The sequence below is a fragment of the Streptomyces sp. NPDC007264 genome (assembly GCF_042869095.1).
Taxonomy (GTDB): Bacteria; Actinomycetota; Actinomycetes; order Streptomycetales; family Streptomycetaceae; genus Streptomyces.
Genome location: NZ_JBIAFD010000030.1, coordinates 1 through 22,728, shown reverse-complemented (window position 1 = coordinate 22,728; position 22,728 = coordinate 1). Strand labels below are relative to the sequence as shown.

The 22,728-nt window shown below is 66.1% G+C and carries 10 protein-coding genes; 4 read left to right on the top strand and 6 right to left on the bottom strand.

Annotated features, from left to right (window positions below; translation table 11 throughout):
• Positions 1–30 precede the first annotated feature (30 nt).
• The 6 genes from ACFYMU_RS32460 to ACFYMU_RS32435 all read right to left on the bottom strand — a co-directional run bounded on the left by ACFYMU_RS32460 (position 31) and on the right by ACFYMU_RS32435 (position 18,395).
• Positions 31–2,190 carry a UvrD-helicase domain-containing protein gene (locus ACFYMU_RS32460; protein ID WP_388381148.1) on the bottom strand — a complete coding sequence of 720 codons (2,160 nt, stop codon included), beginning with the start codon at positions 2,188–2,190 and terminating at the stop codon, positions 31–33.
• Positions 2,190–8,798 (bottom strand): DEAD/DEAH box helicase, encoded by a 6,609-nt coding sequence (locus tag ACFYMU_RS32455; RefSeq protein WP_388381145.1) that lies wholly within the window; start codon positions 8,796–8,798, stop codon positions 2,190–2,192. Before ACFYMU_RS32455 ends, ACFYMU_RS32460 begins: the two co-directional genes overlap by 1 nt.
• 9 nt (positions 8,799–8,807) lie before the next feature.
• Entirely contained in the window at positions 8,808–13,742 is a 4,935-nt protein-coding gene (locus ACFYMU_RS32450; protein WP_388381142.1) for an Eco57I restriction-modification methylase domain-containing protein, read from the bottom strand.
• Positions 13,739–16,678, bottom strand: a complete 2,940-nt coding sequence (locus ACFYMU_RS32445) for a DEAD/DEAH box helicase (protein WP_388381140.1) — start codon at positions 16,676–16,678, stop codon at positions 13,739–13,741. The genes ACFYMU_RS32450 and ACFYMU_RS32445 overlap by 4 nt, the downstream gene beginning before the upstream one ends.
• 62 nt (positions 16,679–16,740) lie before the next feature.
• Entirely contained in the window at positions 16,741–17,805 is a 1,065-nt protein-coding gene (locus ACFYMU_RS32440) for a serine/threonine-protein kinase (protein WP_388381137.1), read from the bottom strand.
• A 326-nt stretch (positions 17,806–18,131) separates the two neighbouring features.
• Positions 18,132–18,395 carry an integrase gene (locus ACFYMU_RS32435; RefSeq protein WP_388381134.1) on the bottom strand — a complete coding sequence of 88 codons (264 nt, stop codon included), beginning with the start codon at positions 18,393–18,395 and terminating at the stop codon, positions 18,132–18,134.
• Positions 18,396–18,485: 90 nt separating this feature from the next.
• On the opposite strand from ACFYMU_RS32435, the gene ACFYMU_RS32430 reads away from it, so the two are divergent.
• The 4 genes from ACFYMU_RS32430 to ACFYMU_RS32415 all read left to right on the top strand — a co-directional run bounded on the left by ACFYMU_RS32430 (position 18,486) and on the right by ACFYMU_RS32415 (position 22,662).
• Positions 18,486–19,136: a helix-turn-helix domain-containing protein gene (locus tag ACFYMU_RS32430; protein ID WP_388381131.1), complete on the top strand. Its 651-nt coding sequence runs from the start codon at positions 18,486–18,488 to the stop codon at positions 19,134–19,136.
• Positions 19,133–20,674, top strand: a complete 1,542-nt coding sequence (locus tag ACFYMU_RS32425) for a tyrosine-type recombinase/integrase (protein WP_388381128.1) — start codon at positions 19,133–19,135, stop codon at positions 20,672–20,674. The genes ACFYMU_RS32430 and ACFYMU_RS32425 overlap by 4 nt, the downstream gene beginning before the upstream one ends.
• A 293-nt stretch (positions 20,675–20,967) precedes the next feature.
• A complete protein-coding gene (locus tag ACFYMU_RS32420; protein ID WP_388381125.1) occupies positions 20,968–21,744 on the top strand; it encodes a hypothetical protein in 777 nt (258 codons plus the stop codon).
• A 129-nt stretch (positions 21,745–21,873) separates the two neighbouring features.
• Entirely contained in the window at positions 21,874–22,662 is a 789-nt protein-coding gene (locus ACFYMU_RS32415) for a transposase family protein (RefSeq protein WP_388381122.1), read from the top strand.
• Positions 22,663–22,728: the final 66 nt, after the last annotated feature.

Sequence of the window (22,728 nt, the reverse complement as noted above, 5' to 3'; positions counted from 1 at the left end):
GATCTCCCTCGCCCAGGCCAAGCGTGTCCTCTATTCGGCCTTGGGAGACTCCAGGAACTGGCTGGGCCGCCCCGACCAAGTGATCGACAGCTGCTCACGGGCGCGCGTTGCGGAGACGAAGAGCAGTGACTGCTCGCGGCGCAGGTCGGCGGCGTACTGAAGTCGGTCTTCGGCCTCCGGTGTGAGGGCGGTGGGCAACGGCATGTGCTGGGCGCCGGCTCCAACGATGGCAACGGCGCGGTATTCGAGTCCCTTGATGCGGTGCATGGTCATGACCTGCGCGCCTTCGTCGGGATCAGGGACACGGGAGTCCTCGACCTTCACGGCGTCGAGTTTGGCGTCACGCAAGGCCTCGACAGCCGCATTGGCCAGCGCGTGGGTCCGGGCCACCACTGCAATCTCGTGTGGCTTGACGCCTTCCTGCTGCCACCCTTCGACGCGCTGCGCCAGCGCAGTCATCTCTTCAGCGGCCGTGCGGTAACCCTGCGTCTCGGGGCTGGCTCCGGAGAGGACGGAGCGGTATCCGTATCCGCGCAGTCGCTCCGGGTTCCCGTCGAGGTCGTCGAACTCGACCTTCCCAAGCAGGTTCAGGGAGGCCACGAGGATTTGCCGGGTGGTCCGGTAGTTGAGGGTCAGTCGCTTGGAACGACCGCGGATGTTGATGCCGTGGGCGCTGAGGGATGTCCGGTTGTCGTAGATCCTCTGGTGGGCGTCGCCGACGATGAAGAGGTCGTCGTCTCCTTCGGGGACGAGGGCGCGCAGCAGCTTCCAGTGAGCGGCATGCAGATCTTGTGCCTCGTCCACGACGATGTGCCGGTATGGCCGCTCCTCGTCGGACCAGCCGGAGGCGATCCGGGCGGCCTGGGCGGCGAGCTGGATGACGCCCGCGGCCTTCTCGCGGTCGAGACGGCGCTCAAACTCCTCGATGAGGGACCAGACTTGGGCGCGCTCAGGGCGGTTGAGTCGTCGGCCACGACCTGCGCGCTTGGCTACGAAGTACGCGTCGCGGCTGCGGATGTCCTGGGCGAGAACGACCTGCTTCCACTCGGTGTCGAGGAACCGGCCGTCGACGTGGTGTCCGGGCTGTTCCTGAGCGAGTTCGATCCAGCGGTTGAGGATTTCGCTGTCCTTGAGCCTGCTCGGTGCCTCGGGCCCGAAGCTCTCCTTCACCGTGCCATATGCGACCTTGTCGATGTTGCGGACGTCGACCTTGGCCAGTAGCTGAGCCCCGCCGAGGTCCTTGAGGTGGGACTTGAGCAGGTTGGCGAGGTTGGTGGTGAAGGTGGTCAGCAATATGGCCTGGCCAGGCGGCAGGCGATCGGCGAGGGCCTTGACGCGGTGGAGTGCCACCACGGTCTTGCCGGTGCCAGGGCCTCCGGTGACGCGTGCGGGGCCTCTGTACGGGATCTTCCGTTCGGCCAGAGCCCGCTGAGCGGGGTGGAGGAAGATCCGCCAGGCGGAGAGCGGTTCGGTCAGGATGCGTCCGAACTCGGCGATGTCGCCGGTGACCACGAAGGCTTCCTTGGTGGCTGGGCGCTCGATGGCAGCCTCGTAGTCCTCGGTGTCGATCTCGTCTTCGGTGGCCGCGACGGAGCTGACCTGCTCCCAGACCTGCTCGACGGACATACCGTCAGCGAGGCACAGGATGACGTCGCGGGCCAGTTTCGGAAGTGTCTCGACGATCCCCAGGACGGCGTCCTCACTGTGGATCTCGCGGAGCGCCGGGACGATGGAGTAGTGGACGCCGAGGCGTTCGAAGTCGGCGTCCGAGACGCCGGCAAAGAGCGACGGCGCCTTCGCGTCCGCCGTGCCGTCCGCGCTCTTCGACTGCCCGCTCAGGGTGCCGTACAGACTGCCCAGATTGATCAGCTCGATGCCGCCGGTGACCTTGTTGATGTCGAAGAGGATGTTCGCGGCGAAGTCGTACGCGTCGTCGTGCGGCAGTACGGCGACCAGGTAGTAGATGCGGTCGGCGTAGTGCATGAGCACGGCGCGGTAGTTGTCGGTGACGCGAGCGGTGCGGACTCTCTTGTCCTTGGCGCCCTTCGGGGGCTTGAGATTGAGGCCGTTGGAGTCCGGGTCGCGCTGCATCTTCATGATGAACTGCAGCACCAGCGGTTGGACGGAGCCGTCCAGCGCGTCATAGGACTTCCCGAAGACGTCCGCCATGATCACCTTGGCGCCGGACATCAGTTCCCCTCCAACTTCTTGATGAGTTCGGGCACGTTCACGGCATCGGCCTGTGCCACGTACCAGCCCTCACGCTCGAATGCGGTGTCTCGTTCCTCGTCCGCGTCGATGAAGATCGCGACCTTCTCGTCTTCCCAGGCCAGTTCGGCCAGCAGCGCCTGGTCTCCGTACTCGAAGCCGACCTCGGGCACGTCGATGCGGCCCCCGCGGGCTTCCTCGACGAGCGCGAGCAGGACGTCCTCGACCTTGCTCGAAGCCCATTCGAGAGCCTCGGCCCATCTGGGCGGTAGCGGCGGCGGGGCTCCTCCCTCCGTGGGTAGCGCGCTGGTCAGCAGGGCCACAGTGTGCGGGTCCACCTGATCGCTGGTGGAGACTGCGACCTGGTGGAAGGAGCAGGGCAGTTCGTCGCTGGCGGTGGACTGGAGGAACTGCAGGAGGTTGGACCAGCGCAGCCAGTCCGCCCAGCGGTTCCTGTGGTCCTCGTCTGCGACGGCGTCCGGCCGGTCGTCGAGTACGGCCAGAGCTGACCAGGCCCGCATGCCCGGCTGTCCGATTCGCGGTTCGGGTCGGCGGTCCAGAAGGCCGGTGATCCGCGTCTGCCCGGGGGTTCGGGCGTCGAAGGCGACCGCCTCGGTGGCCTGGGGCGCGGTGGGCAGGGCTGCGCCGCGCAGAATGTCAGGGAGGGCTCGTCCGATCTCCTCACGATCCACCGGCTGCGGGCGTGCCACCGCTCCGAAGCCGCCCAGCAGGCCAGCTGCCCGCCGCGCCCATTTGGCCCGGTCAGGGTCGGCGAGGAACTCCAGCAGGGCCTCCACCGGATTACGCAGGGCCGGGTCGAGGGTGTCATCGGGCCGGGCCTCGCCGACCAGGCTCTGGTGTATCTGCCGGGCGAGCCCTAGTGCCCCCTCGGTGTGCAGGGGTGGCACGGACGTGCGAACCTTCTGCCCCTGAACCGCGCCGCTGACGGCCGCCGCCCATCTCGTGACGTCGTCCCAGGTCAGCTGCCAGACCAGGATGCCTTCGGCTCTCAGGGCCGCCCGCTTGGCCGCGTCGTCGGCGATGCGATTGACACGTTCGCTGGCATGGAAGGCGAAACCGTCGAGGAAGACGGCGACGCGCTCGGTAGGGCCGTCGGTGCGTTCCAGGAGGAAGTCGGGCTCAGAGGGCACGGCGGTGTTCACCCGCACGTGGTCCTGCATGCGCCAGCGTGTGGTGGTGTCACCGCAGGTGAAGCGCAGTTCATGCTCGATGCCGCGCTGGCCGGCCTTGGCGGTGACCGATCCGTCCTCCTCCTCGCGGCGACCCCAGGTGACCAGCGTGCGGACGAACCGGTCCTCCAGCTCGCTCTCGACGAGTTGGTCAATGCGGACCCCGGAGAGCGTGTCGACCTTCTCGACGTCCCAGTCCTTGAGGATCTCGTCCAGGAGCTCCTTGGCGATGCGCAGCGAGACGTGCGGAAGCTCGCTGCTGGTGACGTGAGGCAACAGACAGCGGTGGCAGGGGGTGCGCTGGTCCTCCTTCTGGCAGGGACACTCCCGAAGCGCCGTCTGAGCGAGACTCAGGACGCGGTGCAGCACCTGGGCGTCCGCGAGGTGTTCCAGGTAGCCGGTGCCGCCGGGCATGGAGTCATGCAGGACGAGGAAGCGCCTACGTAGCTCCGGGCTGTCGCCGGGCATGCTGTCGGTGACCACGCGGATGTGGTCGGGGGCTCCGCCGAAGTGTTTGGTGATGCCCAGGAGCAGGGCCGCCTTGAAGGAGACGAGGCGCTCGGCGAGGTCCATCGTGGATACGGGCAGCAGGATGCGCAGGGCCTGCGTGGTCAGCTCATGAGCCAGGAGCAGCTTCTCCGTCGGCTCGTGGTTCACGCCGTCGTCGCGGTGCGTGCACCAGTACGCATGGCGGGTGCCGACACGCTGAGCCGAGGGGTCCCATGCCTGTGGGTGTACACCACGGACCGCGCCGCACTCCAGGCAGGTCTCGAAGCCAGGAACCTGTATCTCGTCGCCGCGGATCACATGAGTCGAGCCCGGGGCGGCCGATGGTCCCAGGTTGATGGTGCGGATGGTGGCCACTCGGGCAAACTCGACCCCGAAAGGCGGAACCTTCTCCTCCTTCTTCTTGCTGATGCGGCGCCAGGCCCTCAGCCCCTGGGGCTGGTCCTTGTCGATGTCGACCAGAGCAATCGCATCGAACTGCCTGCGCTCCCGCTCATCCCTCTCGTCGGTAAGGCGTGCGTCCTCGCGCCGCTCACGTGCCACCACCCGCTCGGGCACCAGCACCTTGTGGACGGCTCCCGGGTCGGCGATCTGCGGGGCTTTGCAGCGTGGGCAGGCAGTGATGTCGAGGCCGGTCTCCTCCGTGGCTACGAATCCGCACTCGGGGCAGAACCTCCACAGGGCGTACGGGTCCTCGCCGCCGCCGACGCCGGTGCCAAGGTCCACGCCGTTGACGATGAACTTATAGCCGTCGGTGTGGAAGATGTTGCCGGGCGCCAGTTCGGTCAGCGCGAGGCGTGAGCCACGCCCGTAGTCGGTAGCGCTCTCGTCGAACTCGCCGTCGCTGTTCCGCCACCACAAGGTGGCATCCAGCACGGTCGCGTCATCGTGGAGGGTGTAGTTGGGCAGAAGGCCCAACCGCACCAGGGCGTTGATCGAGTTCTCCGAGACGAGGTCGTCCCGGCGTTTGCGTACGGTGCGTTGTTCGGCGAAGAGCTGACGCCGCTCCTTGTCACGTTCTGGGTCTCCGGAGACGGACGCCAGGGCGTCGAAGGCTCGGCCGATCTGCCGCATCCTCGCGCGTAGCGCCGCCACTCGCTTGTTCCATGCGCTCGCGGCGGCCCCGACGGTCTCCTCCAGCTCCTGCTCCGCGAAAGCCTGCACGCCCTGGCGGGCCTCCTCGCTCATCGCTGGGAAGAGTTTGATGAACGCGGCGCACAGCTGGGCATGGCGGGCGGTCGCGACGTCGAGGAAACGGCGGAACCACCCGTCTTCGGCCAGCCCCGGCCCGAAGAGCTCCCCGATACGCGGTGGCATGGGGCGTTCGGGGATCGCCGTTCCTTCCCACAGGGTTCGGTCGGCGGCGCGGTCGAAGAGGAAGGCCAGGTACTGGCGGCGCAGGATCTCGGAGGCCTCCAGGTAGCAGTCCGGCGGGATGATCCGGCCGGCCAGCATGTGCTCGGGGGTGTGCAGGTAGTAGTGGTTGCGGTTGCCTCGCGGGACGAAGGTCACTGCCAGGGAGTTGCCGGTGCTGCGTCCCGCTCGGCCGATCCGCTGGGCGTAGTTGGCAGGTCCAGGCGGCATGGAGGCCAGCAACACGGCCGACAAGTCACCGATGTCGATGCCGAGTTCGAGAGTGGGTGTGCAGGTGAGTACGTTCGGGTCGAACGCCGAGGCCCAGTTCTTGAACGCGGCCTCGACCTGCTCACGCCGCTCCCGGCTCAGCGCACCCGTATGTTCGGCGGTCAGCACATCGCCCGGCCGGTCGACGGTGTACAGGCGCCGGTAGTAGTCGGCCGTGTAGTCGCGGTCGTCCTCGACGAAGTTACCCGAGCAGCGGAACCGCAGGCACGCGGTGCCCAGCCACTGCTCACGCCGTCCCGGCGGCACGGTCTGCCGCCAGGTGCATGTGTTGCAGCGCACGCCACACCCATTGACACCGTTCTCGTCAGGTGAGGCGGCGTCGTCGATGCGGTAGACGAGGACGTTGCGAGGCTTGAGGCCGTAAACAAGCGCACCGCCCTCGGCGTGGTAGGTGGCCAGTAGATCGTGCTGGGCAAGCAGCTTCATGGCCAGCTCAGTCACCGCGCGCGCCTCGCGCCGATCGCAGCCCAGTGTGCGGTGGCCCCAGTCCGCGAACCAGGTGTTGTCCCGAGTAAGAGAGTCGAAGCCGGTTGTACGGATGCCACCGGACACCGGGAACGCGGGCGCGGCGAGGCCGCGCGGGAAGGCTGGCATGCCGGTGGGACGGCCACCCCAGATCGGCCAGCGCCGCGCGCCGGCCTGGCGGATGTACTCCAGCAGCCACGGGTGGAACAACGCTCCGCGCAACCGCAGCCGTTCGGCCAGGCCCCGTAGGAAGACTTCGTACGCCGTGTCATCGGTCGGCAAGGAAATCTGCCCAGGGAGACGCTGATGCCGATCTCTCAGCTCCGCACACAGCTGCGGCAGTTCCTTGAGTTCGACCTCGACAGCCGCCGTACGGGTCAGCTCCAACGTGCGACCCAGGCGCGAGCGCAGGCCGAACTCCAGCAAAGTCTGGAACACCAGGCGGCTGTGGAGCATCTCCGCGCCTGCGTCGCTGAAGCCGTTCGACTCATCCAGCAAGGTCTGAATGTCGGGGTTCTCTCGCAGGTCTGGGGGAACGATCGAGGCGAGTTCCTCGCGCTTTCCGCCACCGGCGGCCATGACAACGGCCTCGGCGGCATCGGCCGCGAGATGGTGCACCGCGATCGGCTGTCCAGGAGTGAGGTGCTTGGCGAGGAGACCTCGAAGGGTGAAGCCGAAGCTGCGGTTGGCGATGAACGCAGCCCGGTGGGTCGCGTCCTGCACCGCGTCGGTGAACACCAACAGCTTCCGCTCGTTTTTCGCGAGTCCCCGCTCCGAGAACATCTGCGTGGTGGCCACCGACGCGAGGGTGGCCGTGCCAGCGCCAAGGAAGCGCATGCCATCGTCCAACCCGCATGAGGGGCACTCATCATCGTTGTCGGCGGGCAGCGGCCCTTGCGGGGTGACGACCGCGACGGTGTCCTGCGCCGGGTTGGTCGACAACCATTCGTTCTCCGCGTGCAGGTGCAGCACCGGGTACTCGTCTGGCCGGGCTCGCAGCATCCAGCGCACGGGCCGCCTCTTCTGCGCGGCAGCCTTGTAAATCTCCAGCGTGTTCGTCTTCAGCTGCTGCCACTCCAGTTCGGTGGACAGCGCGGCCCAGCCCGACCGCCCGCAGTGACGGCAGTAGACCGCCGGAAGGTGACGCCGGTACGGCGGCCCCACGGGGCGACGCGACGCGTCCTCCCGATCGCCGATCTCGCCAGCGCTGTCGATCTCCGTCGGCTGGTAGATGGCAAGGTTGGCCGGGTTCGGGCGTGAGTCACCCGTCGGGCCGTCGTCGTCGTACCAGCGGAAGTGCGGCTCGGCGGTCGCCGCCCGAATGACGCGCCGCACCTCGCGCACCCACAGCTGCGCCTCAACACGCAGGAACGGAACGGGCTTTCCCGTGACGGGATGCGGACTGCGAGCGTGCGAGATCAGCGCAAGGATCCGCGCAAAGGCGAGTTCCAGCACACCCGGGTCGCTTCGGGCCGCTTCGTCCCACGCCGGACCGCCACCGCGCTGCGCGAACTCCCTAGCGATCTCCGGGACGGTCACCGGTGTACTGCCAGCGACGTCAAGGATCGCCTTGACCAGGATGTGCTGCTTCAGCTTGGCCCCGACCTGCAGCGGATCGGTGATCGGCTGGCCGAGCATGAGCCGCGCCAGCTCCACAAGGGCTGACTCGTCGTCCAGCGGATCAGGCAACGCGGCCAAGGCAGCGGGAGCCGGGCTGGGAAGCAGGAAGTCCGGTTCATCCACCACTTCCTTGGGCAGCAGCCGATCCTCACCGACGAGCGCGGCATCCGGGAACGGTGTGCCGAAGACCTTCTCCGCGAACTCCAGCAGCAGTTCACGGTCCGACCGCTCGGGCCCCTCCGCGACCGGCCCGTCGGGCACGCTCCCGCCCAGCGTCGCCGACGTCGCCACCGGCGTGATGTCACCGAGCGGACGCCCTTCACGTGCCGCCCCGGTCGCCGCCCCGAGGCGGCGCAGCAGCATGGCCACGTCGGTGCCCTGGGCGCCGTCATAGGTGTGGAACTCATCGAGGACGACGTACGCCAAGGAATCGGACTGCCACAGCGGAACATCCGGAATCCGCTGCAGCAGCAGATCGAGCATCTTGTAGTTCGTGAGCAGGATGTCCGGTGGGTCGGCCCGGATCGCCTCCCGGTCAGTGATCAGCTTCTTGACCGTCGGGTCGCCGGCGAGGGACGTCGATCCGGTGTCACGACCGTACGAGCCGGGCTCGTTCTCGTCCTCGTCCGAGGCTGATCGGGGCCCGGAGGCACCGCCGATGTAGATGCCGGCCGTGACGTCCTTGAGCGCTTCCTCGGTGGCGAGGAAGTCATCGATACGACGCGCCTGGTCGTCGGCCAGGGCGTTCATGGGGTACAGCAACAGGGCCTTCACACCCCGCTGTCCTGCGGCCCGAGCCCGCGCGCAGTGATCCAGGATCGGCACCAGGAACGACTCCGTCTTACCCGACCCGGTACCCGTCGTGACGATGGTGGGCTCCGGCTGCCGCCCTCCCTTCGACGACAGCCGTTGCCAGGCTACGGCCTGGTGGGTGTACGGCGTGAGCTCGTCCGGGTGCCAGTCGAGTGCCGCCTCCCATCCCTTCTTGGCTTCGCGGAAGGGAGTCCGGACACGGAGATACGGCCCACGGAACAGTCGGCTCTCCGGGCGCTCCAGGAATGCGTCAAGTTCCTCGCGCACGTCATCGTCGGCAAGCGCGAAGCTCGTCGTCAGGTAGGTGGCCAGGGCTCGACGCAGGTCCTCGGCAACCAGAGAGGGCAGCATGACGACGACTTACCTGCTTTCTACCAGGACATCGGACGCAGCCTGTTCGGCTTCGGCCCTGCCGAGGAGGTTTCCGTGATCCCCGTACTCGGCGGCGTACGCGGCGTAGTCGCCGTATTCACCTGCCAGCAGCCGGGCCGTGAAGTCCGCGTGGGCCCGGGTCATCTCAGCCTCACGGTTGGGCTTTACCCATCCCTCGGGCATCTCGGGTCTCGGGTCTCCGGCGCGGGCGGCTTTCACCCATGCCTTGACAAACGCGGTCTCCTCAGGGGTCTGCCGGATCCCGACGTTGTAGGTCGCTGCACCGATCTTGTGTCCGTCGGCAGCAAAGAACATCTCCCACTCGTACTTTCGCAGCACCGCGAACTGCGACCGGTACATAGCACAGAGCTGCTCGGCGGTCAGTCCGAGCATTACCGCGACGAGCGCGTCAATCTCAACGAGCGCCATCCGCCGGTCATACTCCGTACGCAGCGGCGTCGCCATGGACCACGTCGACTCAACGTCCTGGATATTCAGACGAGACGCCTCAGGGTCCGTCCAGCGATCGGCCACCCAGGCAGGCTCAAAGAGTTCCTCCCAAAGTGGCACGTAGTCTCTGGTCAGGCAATTGAGGCGGAGGGCGCGAAGGAGTAGAGGGGTGATAAGAGGATGTTCCAAGGGCGCAGGAAACCTTCGCGCAAATTCAAAGTTGACCGCAGTGGCACCAGAGACTTTAACCAGGTAGTCGAGAACCACTGAGGCCCAGAGTCCAGCGATCGCAGCCGTGCCTCGATTATTTTCCAACGCCATGGTGTGAACTGCATGAACATGCGTTGGCCCGGGTGGCATGATTGCGGCGTTCAATGATCTCTCAGTATTCGAAGTGATCATACGCCGCCACGCTAGCCGGAAGTAATCTCGTGAAGGAGTTCCCTCCCATGAACGTTGCGCTGCAAGAAATTCCTCAGGCGTGCACGACCTCGCATAGTTCACACGCGGAAGAGCGATCTCCGGGAGAGATTGCAGATCCCAAGCCGAGTAGTCCTTATTGGACTTACACTCCCGATTGGGCTGCCTGGCAAACGGGGTAGCCACCGAGAAGTGAGGGCCCTGCAAGACCACTTCAGTCCATGAGGTCGGCCTGTGAGTCCTCCACTCGATCAATCGTTCCTTCTTTGCCTTCCCTTCATCTAGTTCCAGGGACCACCAGAACTTAGTCCCTTCGAGCCGCTCCGGGAAACGCGAGAGGATGCGAAGAACTTGATTCTCGGCAACCGTCACTGGCCGAAGTGTCCGCGCCTGCCCTGCCGGCGTTCCTGGAGGATCCACGAGTGCCGCCCAGTCAGCAAGAGTCTCCCGCGTCACTAGAACGAGACGCCCGCTATGCGGCCTCACGTCCCATCCGCCTTCAGGGAACTGAATTCCCGGCAGCTCACCATGGCCGTTATGATCGAACGACTGGTCAACCATCGAAGGGTGAATCGCTCGTGCGATCTGCACAAACCTGATGTCTCTTTGGGCACCATAGACGCTGACACCAAAGTTCTTATTGTTATCCACATCTTCAAACAGGAGGATGTTGTTACCAAACTGAAAGTGGCGCCGAAGTCTGGCATATGTAGCTTCGCGGAACATCCCTCCGCTCGGCACGGTGAAGTGATTCTCCTCGTGAATCAGTGCGACGGATCCCCGGCCATTCAGATTCCGCCACGCGCGTTCCATGAAGCTCATGTAGAGATTGACCTTCATCCCGGACAGTACTACATGGTCTACTGGCGAACCGAGGTGTTCACTAATTCCCGCCCAGGATGTGAGGTCTTGGAGGTAGGCCTCCATCGCCGACGGCGTACTCAGGGCCATTTCCTTGCGCTCAACTTTGGTTCGAATGGGCGCATTCTCTGCCAGCCCGAACCAAGCGTCATGTTCAGCGACAGCAAGTTCATCGTCCCACTCGAACTTGACCCATGGCGGATTTCCCACCTGCAGATCGAATCCACCGCGCGTGAAGATATGAGCAAATTCAAGCTCCCAGTGGAAGAAGCCTTCCCGCCGAGCGATCGCGTCGACCTCGCTGAGCCAAGGGAAGCGAAGCGTCACCGTAAGCATGTCCGCACACTGGCTCATGACCCGGTCGAAGTCGTCATCCAGCGCAAGCTGGTCGAAGTCTCCGACGTCGGCGAACAGGCCGAGCTTGTCCTCCAGACCGGCAGCGACCCCACGCTTACGTGCGGCGCTCTTTGACACTGCTTTCGCTTTCGCCTTCGCCGGCGGCACCCCTAGAACGGCCTCACAGAACTCCAGCCACTCCTCGAAAGTGGGCGGCTCCGGGGTGTTCGGCTGCCCCACAGGCCAGAACCAAAAGGCGCACCAGGCGTCCATCACCAGCTTCAGGCGTCCACGCGGGGCACCTGGCTGCTGGAGTGCCTGTTCGACCTGTTCGCGTGAGACCGCACCCGAGGACCGCAGCAGGGGGTGCTTCTCGTCCACCTCCCAGACGTCGATGTCACGGCGGACCTCCGCCTCGGACACCACAAGTCGACGCTTGGCCAGTTCCCAAAGTCTCTCGACACGCGTCGCAAGCGCCAGCAATCTCCTGGTATGCGGCGCAGAGGGGCTAGTTCCCATCACCTTCTTGCGCCACTCCGCAAGTCGGTCCCGCTCCTCCGGCACAAGTTCCCTGGCCTGCTTTGCATTCACTACCGCTCCCCAGCCTTTCGCAGGCAGTAGGAAGTGGTGGATCTCCTCGCCAGCGCGGAAGTCTCCGTCTTCCGCGTCTTCCCGCAGGGGGCGGTCGGTCGGCACTGTGGTGAGCCACGCCCTCCGCTTCAGCGTGGCCTTGTCGTACACCGTACGGCGGGCGCCAATGAGCGAGTTCCCTCGCCTCAGGTGCAGACCGAACCAGGGAGCCTTCAGCCCCTCGTGCATCGCGTTGAGCCAGAGCGACACCTCGGCCAGCTCGACGGCGGTCTGGTTGAGGTCCACGCCATAGGCGTTGTGGAGAGCCAGGTACGCCTTGACCCTCTGCAGCTCTGCCTCGTACTCGTCCGGCGGCAACTGCACGTCCTGGTCACGTTCGGCTGACAGCTCGGCCATGCGGCGCTTGAGGTACTCGGCCGCGAGCTGGTTGATAGCCTCGTTGAGGAAGGCCCCCGAGCCGAGGGCCGGCTCGCACACGGTCAGGTCGAGGATGTCCCTGGCTGCGGTGGTCTCACCGTCCTGGTCGAGGAGTTCGGCCAAGGCGTGCTTGACCGTGCTGCGGGTGAGCACCTCGGGGGTGTAGTACGAGGCGGAGCGCTGGCGCTCGCGGCCCGAGAGGCGGTAGACGAACGAGCCCTTCTTGTGCTCGACACGCCTCCACGCGCCCGTGATGGGGTCGCGGCGTTTGACGAAGACCTCGTCGTCATAGTTGTCGGCTTCGCTCTGGGGGACGACCCAGGTGCCGGCCAGTGCCTCCGCGTCGGGCTTGGCGACCTCGTACAGGTCCTCGGCCGCGAAGAAGCCCGTGTACGACATGAGTCCCTCATACACCGCGCCGAGCTGGTTGATGCCGAGCTGAGCGTAGGAGATGAAACCCTTGCCGGTCTTACCGCGGCTCAACATGAGCAGGTTCAGCACCTGCCAGAGCACCTTGTTTCGCAGCCGGGTGTCGACCTTTTCCCCGTCGATGCGCACCGTGCCGATCAGCGGGGTGGCGTCAGCCTTGAACAGGTCGCTGCGCAGCGACTCGAAGCGGATGCCGTCCGCATCGAGCTTTTCGCGGTCGCCCTTCTCACGGTCCTCCAGAGTGCGGTGACCTTGGTCGACGAGGCGGAAGAGCAGATCCAGTGACTCGTAGAAGTGAAACCCTTCATGGGATTCCTCGGGGAGGTCGTAGGAGACCAGCTCACCGAGCCGGGCGAGGCCGTAGCCGTCCTGATAGGCCTCGTCCTTGGTGGGCAGGATGCCCAGTTCCGGACGGGCTTCGGCGTAGAGGAGGAACAGGATCCGGTATAGGTAGCGCAGCGATTCGCGAGTGAGACGGGTGGCCAGTTCGGTGCTGTCGCCGAGTTCGGCTGGATCGGCGGGGTGGGCGTGGATCCGGCTCAGGATTTCCTTGGCGATCAGTTCCACGGACTCACGCAAGCCCTCGCGCAGTTCCTTGGACACGCCGACCGCGTGCTTGCGGCCCTTGTCGACCAGGTCGTCGAGGTACCCGGCCGCGCCGCCCTGTGTCAGTAGGGACTCGGCGCCGAACAGGGCGGACACGGCTTCGAGTTCGCCACCGTCGCCAGCCAGGTTTCGGTCGAGGGCAGCGTCGACGCTGACGCCGAGGAACCGGCCCTCGTGCCATGCGGTGCGATCGGCGAGCAGCACGGCACCGCCGGCGAGGAGCAGTACGAACCGCGGCGTGTAGGCGTCGTCACAGCCGAAGAGGAAGGTGACGGCGTCTGCCGCGCTGGTGATCCGGTGTTTGCCGTCCAGCGCGATAGGGGTGAGGAGTTCGGATCCGTCGTCCTCTACATCGGAGACGACAAGGTCGGCATTGGTGTTCCACGTGACGTCCAGGGCAACGAGTTCAACGCCACTGGGCCCTTTCACGGCGAGGGCGACCGGCACTTCGCGGACCTTGTCGGCGTGCATGACCTCGAAGACGCCGCGCTGGATCCTGGTATGGGTGTCGTCGTCGCGCTGTGACTGCTCGCCGTCGGGACGGGTGTAAGCGAGGGCGGCGAGCAGGGCGTCGTTGAGCCTGCGCAGGTCGGAACCGTCGAAGTCGCCCTTCTCGGTGATGCGGACCTTGGCCTTGAAGTAGTCGCGGCCCAGATTCCTCATGCCCGCGCGTGAGGTGGGCTGTCCTGCCCGGTCAGCCGCCGTCCAGCGCTTGCGCAGGTCGACGAGGTCCTTGGAGAAGACCTCGGCAAGGTAGTGGGCGGAGATGTACTCATTGCGGTTGACGATCGCTTCGAATGCCACGACAGTCACGCGCCCTTCTTCTCGCCGATGCCGGTGGACGGGACGAGGATCCCGATCACCCGGACCATGGCCTCGCCCTGCGTGGCCAGGTCCATGAGCAGTTGCTCCACCTCTATGGCGGTGTTCTCCACACGCTGTTCTGCGTCCTCGCGCCGGACGCCCAGGGTGAGCTGTTCGAAGGCCGTTTCGCTCGCCTTGCGCCAGGCCTGCAGGCGCTTTTCGTACTCCACCAGCCTCTCGATGAGGGGTTCTTCCTGGATGGCGCGCAGCTCGTCCAGGTGCCGTCGGGTGGCCTCGACCGCGTCCGGCACCAAAGCACGCAGAGCATCGAGGTCCCCGGTGAAAGGGCGGTTGAGCATGCCCGGCTCCACTCCGGCACGGTTCAGCACCTTGACCAGGTCGTCATCGAATATGGGGGCTCCGTGCTCAAGCCCGCTCACGCACGACCAGGCAAGGACCGTCGGGTGGCCCTTGGCATTGGAGTACATGCCCTGCATCAGGAACTTGGGCCCGTCGACATCGGCGGTGATGACCGGTGCGGTGTTCCGGGTGAGCCGGACCAGGACCTTGTCCGTGAGCCACTCCACCAGCGGATGCTGGTCGGTCACGTAGCTGACATCAGGCCACCCAGATGTCTCGCGCCGCGTCTGCTTGTTGATGGCGCCCTTGGGGCGTTCACCACTCCGTTCCCGGGCACGGTCCAGACGCTGCTGGGCGAACGCCGGGTCGAACGTGACCCGCAACTCATCGAGCACCCCGCGTTCGTCCAGGTAGGTCTGTGGGAGGACGAGGAGCCTCCGCTGCAACTCACGATCGGGGGCGAACGAGAGCATCTCGGGATGGTCCTCGCCCCACTGCTTGCCGATCTTCGCCTGGGGATTGTTGTCGTATACCTCGTCCAGTGCCTCCTCCACGAAGGCACGCGTCGAGGCGAACAATTGGGGGACGCGGTAGTGCTCTCCCGATCCGTCGACCGTGTGGTGGGCCATGAAGAGGTTGAAGGGGTCGACGGGCTGCGCTGGGACGATCGCGTCGAACGCCTTCCCGTCCGCGAGCCCGGTCTTGATCGCGGTCTCCTCCGCGTCTTCATCACGCAGGCCGAGGATGGAGGCGGCCTCGCCCAGAGTGCGGTGGACCTCGTCCTCGCGCTCCAGCAGACGGCGGGAAACCAGCCGGTCAGCAGAAGGGACATCCGGGTCTTCGTCCTGGCGGACCAGCAGCAGGGCACGGATCTCCGGGGGCGTCTGCTGGCCGTAGCGGTCGATACGGCCGTTGCGCTGCTCGATCGTGATCAGCGACCAGGGCAGGTCGTAGTGGATCATCTGGTGGCACTGGCGGTGCAGGTTGACACCCTCGGAGGCGATGTCACCCGTGAGCAGGACCCGCAGCTCGCTGTCGGCCAGGCTGAACTCCTTGACGATGCGCTGCTGTTCGTCATCAGGCAGACCGCCGTGAAGCTGCCGGATCGCGCCGTACCGGTTGTCCCTGCTTACCTCAAAGCCGAGCGCACCGGGCAAGGCCTCGTGGAGCATCTTCAAGGTTTTCCGGCGCTCGGAGAAGATGACGACGCGTTTGTCGGCCCCCGGGCCGACCCCGATGGCCTTCAGCTCGTCGACCAGGCGGCGGAACTTGGCAGCCTCCTGGACGGTGGCCTCGGCAGCCAGTTCGCCAAGCCGTACGAGTGCCGCCCGCTCAGGGGCACGTCGTTCCTTGTTCTCCGGGTGTTCCTCGGCGTCCTTGTCGATGGCCTTGATCCGGTTGGCCACTGTCTCGGCCAACGCCTCGTGCGAGGACAAGAACGCCTTCAGAAGCGTGTACGGGAACAGACGGGCGCCCTTGCCGCTCACCGGAGCCGACCGTCCCTCCCCAGGGCTGATCCAGACGTCGTACAGCTCCTCGAAGATCCTCTGCTCGGCAGCGCTCGCGGGGCAGTCGAAGGCCACGGGCTTCTTGCGGGTGGCCCACTTGTGGCCGATCTCCGCGGACACGTCCGGGGACATCTTGTGCCTACGGACGTACAGGTGGTCGAGCTGGGTCTCGTCGTAGTCGCTGGTGTCGGGGATGGCGGTTGGGTCCAGCAGGCTCAGCAGCTCGCCGAACGACTCCCGTTCACCGTTGTGCGGTGTGGCGCTGGCCAGGATCAGAGCGTCGGTCCGGGGGGCGAGCAGTCCTGCGAGCCGGTTGTTCTTCGTGCCCTTGTTGATCAGCTTGTGGGACTCGTCGATGACGACGGCATCCCAGTTGACCTGCATGAGGTGGCTGCGCCAGCGGTCGGAGCGCAGGGTGTCGATGGAGATGATCGCGCGCTTGTAGTACGAGAAGGGGTTCCGGCCGGCCGGGATGTTCCGTCGGATGCGTTCGATGCCGCTTGAGTCGAGACGTACGAGAGGGATGGCGAACCGTGTCCACAGCTCGTGCTGGAACTGCTCCAGGATGGCCTTGGGCGTCACCACGAGGATGCGCTCGCCCCGGCCGCGCCGGATGAGTTCCGAGAGCAACAGACCGACTTCCAGCGTCTTGCCCAGGCCGACCGCGTCGGCGATGAGCAGCCTCGGCTGCAGGCCGCGTAGTGCCGCCCGGGCCGGCTCCCGCTGATAGGCGAGGTCATCGACGAGATGAGTACCGACGGTAGCGAGCCTCTGTTCCGACAGCGGCAGAGGGGTCTTGCGGATCAGGGCATCGATGAACAGACGAGAGCGCCGGCACTCCGGAGAGGTGTCGACAACGAGGTCGGTATCCTCGGGGCGCAGGGGCGTGACCTTGTCCAGCGACGGGTGAGCGAAGAAGACAGCCCGCTGGTCGCGCACGAGCGGAGAGATCCCGCGGACATCCAGTCGCGTACCGTCCTGCTTCGTCTCGGACGCCTCGACGACCAGCCAGTCCTCGTCCCGCGCGCGGACCTGCATGCCTGCGGCGAACTTGGCGGTGCCTGCGTCACCGGTCACCAGGCTCTCTCCTTCACTCACTACTGAACTGCCTCATCGTGCTCACGTACGGGTCGACGGCGTCACCCACCGAAGTCGGACCGGCGGTCGCGGATCTTCCCGCGCCAGCGGTCAGCCCACGGCTCGCCCCCACCGCTGGACGCCCCTGCAACAGCCGGCTCTGGGGGCAGCACCGGAGCTTCCGGCTCCTCCACAACCGCCTCGGGAACCTGCTCCACCACTGGCGGCGGCGCGGGTGGTGCCCCGTTAACCACCTGCAACACATCCGTGAGGAACGCGTCGGGCAGCGGCGGATACATGCCCCCATTCACCGGTACAGCCTGCTCCAGGAGCCGGTCCATAGCCGCCTCGAGCACGGTGTGGGCCGTGGGCCGGTCTTCAGGAGAGTAGGCCAGGCCACTGACAACCAGATCCCGCAGACTCGCGGGTAAGCCCGAAAGGTCTGGTTGGACATTCTGCAGTGTCCGCTGAGCCGGCAGGTGAGCATAAAAGGGAGGGTGCCCCGTCGCCGCATGCACCAGAGTCGCGGCCAGGCTGAACACGTCCGCAGCCTCGCTCGCCTTCCGCGAGTCCATGGCCTGCTCCGGAGCCATGTACGCAAGCGTGCCGAGTGGCGAGTCGCCGGAAGTGAGGCCAGTCGCGCCGCCGACATGGCTGACCCCGAAATCGATCACACGCGTGCCCTGCGTGGTGACCAGCACATTGCTCGGTTTGAGATCACGGTGCAGCAGCCGGACAGAGTGAATGTGGATGAGGGCCTCGGACAGGCTCGCGGCCAGCCACCATGCGCCGAGCTCACTCACCGGCCCGTGCTGATTCAGCAGCGCATCGAGTGACGGCGCATGGATGTACTCGGTCGCGATCCACGGCCGCTCGGCACCCGGATCAGCAGCCACAAGCGCGGCGGTGTGAAATCCCCCTACACGCTGGATCGCTTCCAGCTCCTGAGCGAAGCGTTGGCGAAAGTATGGATCGTCGGCCAACGCCGGCTTCACGACCTTGATTGCCACCGGCCGGGGGCTGCGGTAGCCGAGGTAGACGACGCCCATGGCCCCCTGACCGAGCCGCCCCGCCAAGCGGAAGCCAGCGATCTCATGGGGGTCACTGTCCTTCAGCGGCTCGAACACCCTCGCCCCCGTTCCGCGTCCGAGCGTGCTGAGACGAGACGCACGGGACGCGAAGTACCCACGTCAACAAAGGTGAGGTTATCAGCGGTGCGGGCTGGTGTTCGTGCCCCGTCGGGATCTCTGCCGAGGACCCTCGGCAGAGATCCCGCGTGGTATCGCGTCGAACCCTGAGCGGCACACTCAAGAAGATCCACATCGACCTGGCGGTCCCCTCAGAGACCCCGCCACGCTACTGATCACTGGGCCTGCCCACTCAACCAGGGCGCCGGCGTCTAGGTCAGCAGGGCCGACTGATCATGGCCTCGACCGCCCTCACGGCCCGGCGACTATGCGTAGAGGTCACTGCGTTCGGTCACCTCAGCCGGGTCTACGCCGAGAAGCTGATGCAGTTCCGCGGTGACCACACGGTAGGCGTTGCCCAGACGGAGGACTCGGCACGGGTACTGACCACGTTTGGCCAGGGCATATCCGGTACTGCGCCCTATGGACAGGGCCCGGTTGGCAGTGTCGAGGTCGACCGCTACGGGCAGCGCCAGCAGCTCTGCTCGCGTCAAGCCCTGCACTCCACGGGCGCTCTCAGATGTCGCCACGACGCACTCCGATCCTGCAGGGGTCCTCCGACAGCGGAATGTGTACCACGGATGTTGCAGCAGCATTTTTCTATGCCGTAAGTTGCAACTATGACAACAGACGGCTGGGGTTCCCAGCTCACCACCCGCGTGGCGGAGCAGATCCGCCGCCATCGCAAGGCTGCCGGCCTCACCGTGGCGGAAACGGCAGACGCCTGCACGGCCCGCGGCCTCCCCGTACCAAAGACGACGATCACCAACCTGGAGACCGGACGCCGCAGCTCTGTCGACCTCGCCGAGTTCCTCGTCTTGGCCGACGTCCTTGGAGTGCCGCCGATCACCTTGCTCTTTCCCCTCGATACCGCGCCCACGGTGGATGTGCTCCCGGGTCAGCCGGTCTCGACCTGGAACGGCCTCGCCTGGTTCACCGGCGAGACTGCCTCCACAGAGGCCGCTCCCAAAGGCAGTCCGCGCGAGCTGCTGGACCTCTTCCGCGCTCACGGCGACGCTGTGGCCGCCGCTCGGGCCTCAACGTCCCTGGCCAAAGAACGACGCCGGATGGCCAACACCACACTCGACCCTGCTCGCCGGACCGAGCTGCTGGACGCCGCCACCGGTTACGAGCAGTTCGCCTTCGACGACTGCAGAGCACTCGGAGCGTTCCGCGACTCGATGCGCGAGCGCGGGCTCGTTCCCCCCGAGCTGCCCGCCGATCTCGCCTTCGTGGACCAGTCCAAAGCCAGTTCCAAGGACACTGAGTGAACGGAACAATCACCCGGCGCTGCTCGTGCCGCGACCCGCAGACGGGCAAGAACTACGGGAAGTCATGCCCGAAATTCTCCAACAAACGCCACGGTACGTGGGTCGTTGTGCAGGAGCTGCTCCCCCGGCAGGACGGCACCCGCCGCCGGTTCCGTCGGTACGGGCTGGAGAGCGCCACCAAGGCCACGGAGGAGCTGAACAAAGCCCGCGCGCTGCTGGCGCTGCCCGATGAGGATGATCCGATCGGCCAGATGGCCATCAGTGACCTCCTGGAAGCCTGCGCGAAGAACAAGGAGCCACTTCCCGACTACGACGAGACTCGCCGCCGATTCGCGACCGGCCAGAGCCTCAACTCCAAGATGACCGTCGGTGAATGGCTCGACCTCTGGCTCGCCGGACGCAAGCGGCTGCGCGTCACCGGCCTCAAGCGCTACGAGTGCGACATCCGCGTTCATCTCAAGCCACACCTGGGCGACGTCCGTCTCGACAAGCTGCGCGTTCATCATCTGGACAGGATGTTTGACGCGATCAACGAGGCCAACATAGAGATCGTTGAGCAGAATGCCCAGCGGCGAGCCGCGCTCGATCTGCTCAAGACGATCCCGTGGAAGGGCGCGGAGAACCGAGCCCGCCGTAAGGCGGTGCAGGAGTCGATCGACGCCATGCCGCCGTTCCGGCGCGTTACTGGCGCCAGCACTCAGCAGCACATCAAGGCCACCTTGCGCGCGGCGCTGAACGTCGCGATCGCTCAGCAGATCATGTCCAACTTCAACCCGGCGGAGCATGTCGAGTTGGAGCCCGGGGCGAAACCCAAGGCACTCGTGTGGACCGACGAGCGGGTGGCCCACTGGGAAGCCACCGGCGAGAAGCCGTCTCCGGTGATGGTCTGGACGCCGGAGCAGACCGGGCGCTTCCTGGACTTCATCGCCGAGGACCGGCTATACGGCCTGTGGCATCTGATCGCGTTCCGGGGACTGCGGCGCGGTGAAGCCTGCGGCCTGCGATGGATGGACCTCGACCTCGCAGGCGAATCACTCGCCGTCGCCACCCAGCTCGTCCAGGACGGCTGGGAGATCATCGAGGGTGCTCCGAAGACGGACAGCGGCATCCGGCTCATCGCGCTGGACGGCGAGTCTGTCGAGTATCTGCGCGACCACAAACGTCAGCAGGACAAGGAGCGGCGTGAGTGGGGATCCGCCTGGAAACTGACCGGGCGGATCTTCACTCAAGAAGACGGTTCCTGGCTCCACCCCGGCAAGGTGAGCGATCTCTTCGAGCGGCTGGTCACGGCCGCCGGCCTGCCACCCGTCCGACTGCACGATCTCCGTCACGGCGCAGCAACGCTCATGCTAGCGGCCGGGATCGACATCAAGGTCGTATCCGACACGCTCGGTCACAGCGATACACGGATAACGCGGGACATCTACCAGGCCGTCCTCGACGACCTCGCACGCGCCGCTGCAGAAGCGGTCGTCAAGTTGGTCCCCCGCGCACGACGCCGACGTGGCAAGGGCACCTCCGACGAGCGTACGGCCTAGCCTGCAACCTCTTTACGGGCCTCCGGTCAGCGGGTATCTGACCGGAGGCCGCCTCGCTTGGTAGTCGTGGTTGATGTTTGACCAGCGCAGGGTCACGCCCGCTCCCAAGAGGCGGTACATGACAAATTAGGTGACGGCTCCATGTTCGCCAACTCCCGCGTCGACGACATGGATGCGGCCCCGAACGATGCCCGAGCCGACAGCTCCCTGACGACGGCCTTGAGCCGACGGGATGCCTCCCCAGCTGATAATGACAGGCACAGCACCTCAGGCGCGTCGTAGCCTCTCGGACTATGACGAGGTCTGAGAAGGGGGCAGAGGATATCTCCTACCTGGCCCCGCTCTTCAATGCGGCGGCAGCGTATCGGGCCGAGGACCATTCCGTGCTGTTGCCCGAGCCCGCGGCTCGCAGCAGCCTGGCAGCGGACGACCGACCGTTGAGGCCGTGGGGCGCCGCCAAGTTCGTCCGTTCCTCCTTCGCGGCCGGTCTGATGCATGTCGAGGCCATGACCAAGCTGGTGGTCGTCGCGAAGCAGATCGATCCGTACAGCCCGTGGACCCTGCTGCGTGGTGCCCAGGAGAACTTCGCCACGGCTGTGTGGCTGCTGGACGGTAAGGACCGAGCCGAGCGCCAACACCGCGCGCTCACCTTGTGGGCCGAAGACTTTCGGAACCGCGCCCAGCATGAGGCTGACGTGAAGCACGTCGTCACGGGCCCCAAGGAGAAAACCGGCTGGCAGCGCCACGAGGAGATCAAGCAGCTCGCTGACAGCCTGGGTCTCCCCAAGCTGCCCAGGCCGAGCGCTGGAGACATCATCTTCGCTGCGGCCTCGACTGCCGGGCTCAATCCTGAGCGAACCCGGGCATCGTGGCGGGTAGCCTCCGGCTTCGCCCACGGCCGCATCTGGCCCAGCCTTCGCGCTTCCGAACCCCGCAGCGCCACCCGCACAGCCGACGGCTACCTGATCGGCTTCGTGGTCGACGACGCACAGCTTGAAACTCTGGCCAAGGCATGCCTGAAGTTCCTAGAACACGCCGCTCGGCGGTACGAAGCCCGCAGCACGCCGTAGGACGACACTGAGCCGTTTCCAACTTGGCTGAGCGGCTGCCAGTTGCTGTGGGGGTGGTGTTCGGGAAGAGGTGAAGCTCCTGGTAGATGGGTTGTCGACCAAGATCAACCTGTCCGCCCGGAGCTTCACGTGCTTGTCTACCCATCGGGGATCGATCTGTCCAGCTCGACCCTGCGGTACCTCTCCCGCCGGCTGTCCGCCCGCCGCCTGGAGCGGGGCACGCGGTGGCGCCGGCTGAGCGCGGACCGGCAGGCCCTGCTGGTCCTGGCCCACCTGCGGTGCGGCCACACCTATGCCCAGCTCGCGGCCGGGTTCGGGGTCGGGATCGCCACCGTCCACCGCTACGTCGCCGAGGCGGTGGAGGTCCTGGCCGCCGTCGCCCCGGACCTCGCCACGGCCGTCCGCACCGCCGCGCGCAAGGCGTTCGTGATCCTGGACGGCACCCTGCTGCCCATCGACCGGATCGCCGCCGACCGCCCCTACCACTCGGGGAAGCATAAGAAGCACGGCATGAACGTGCAGGTCATCGCCGACCCGTTCGGGCGTCTACTGTGGGCCTCGCCCGCCCTGCCCGGCGCGGTCCACGACATCAGAGCCGCCCGCACCCACGGCGTCATCGAGGCGCTGGCGGAGGCCGGGGTGCGCTGCTGGGCCGATAAGGGGTACCAGGGGGCCGGGGGCACCGTTCGGGTGCCCTACCGCGGCCGCTGGGAGAAGCTCTCCGCAGGCCAGAAGGCCGTCAACGTCTCCCATGCCAGGATCCGCGCCGTCGGCGAGCAGGCGATGGCCACCCTGAAATCCTGGCGGCTGCTGCGCAAGCTCCGCTGCAGCACCACCCGCATTACCGACCTGGTCAAGGCCGTGCTCGCCCTTCACCTGGCGACCTCAAGCGTATCCATTCAGAAGGAATGGGCCTGATCGGTGACGCTGGGTGGGGGTGCCTGGTCAGGGGAGCTGGGCGATGGGTGGCATCCAGAGGTTGCC

Coding starts and splice junctions, on each gene's coding strand:
- ACFYMU_RS32420 (WP_388381125.1), top strand. CDS start 20,968: ATGACGAGGTCTGAGAAGGGGGCAGAGGATATCTCCTACCTGGCCCCG.
- ACFYMU_RS32455 (WP_388381145.1), bottom strand. CDS start 8,798: ATGCTGCCCTCTCTGGTTGCCGAGGACCTGCGTCGAGCCCTGGCCACC.
- ACFYMU_RS32430 (WP_388381131.1), top strand. CDS start 18,486: ATGACAACAGACGGCTGGGGTTCCCAGCTCACCACCCGCGTGGCGGAG.
- ACFYMU_RS32460 (WP_388381148.1), bottom strand. CDS start 2,190: ATGTCCGGCGCCAAGGTGATCATGGCGGACGTCTTCGGGAAGTCCTAT.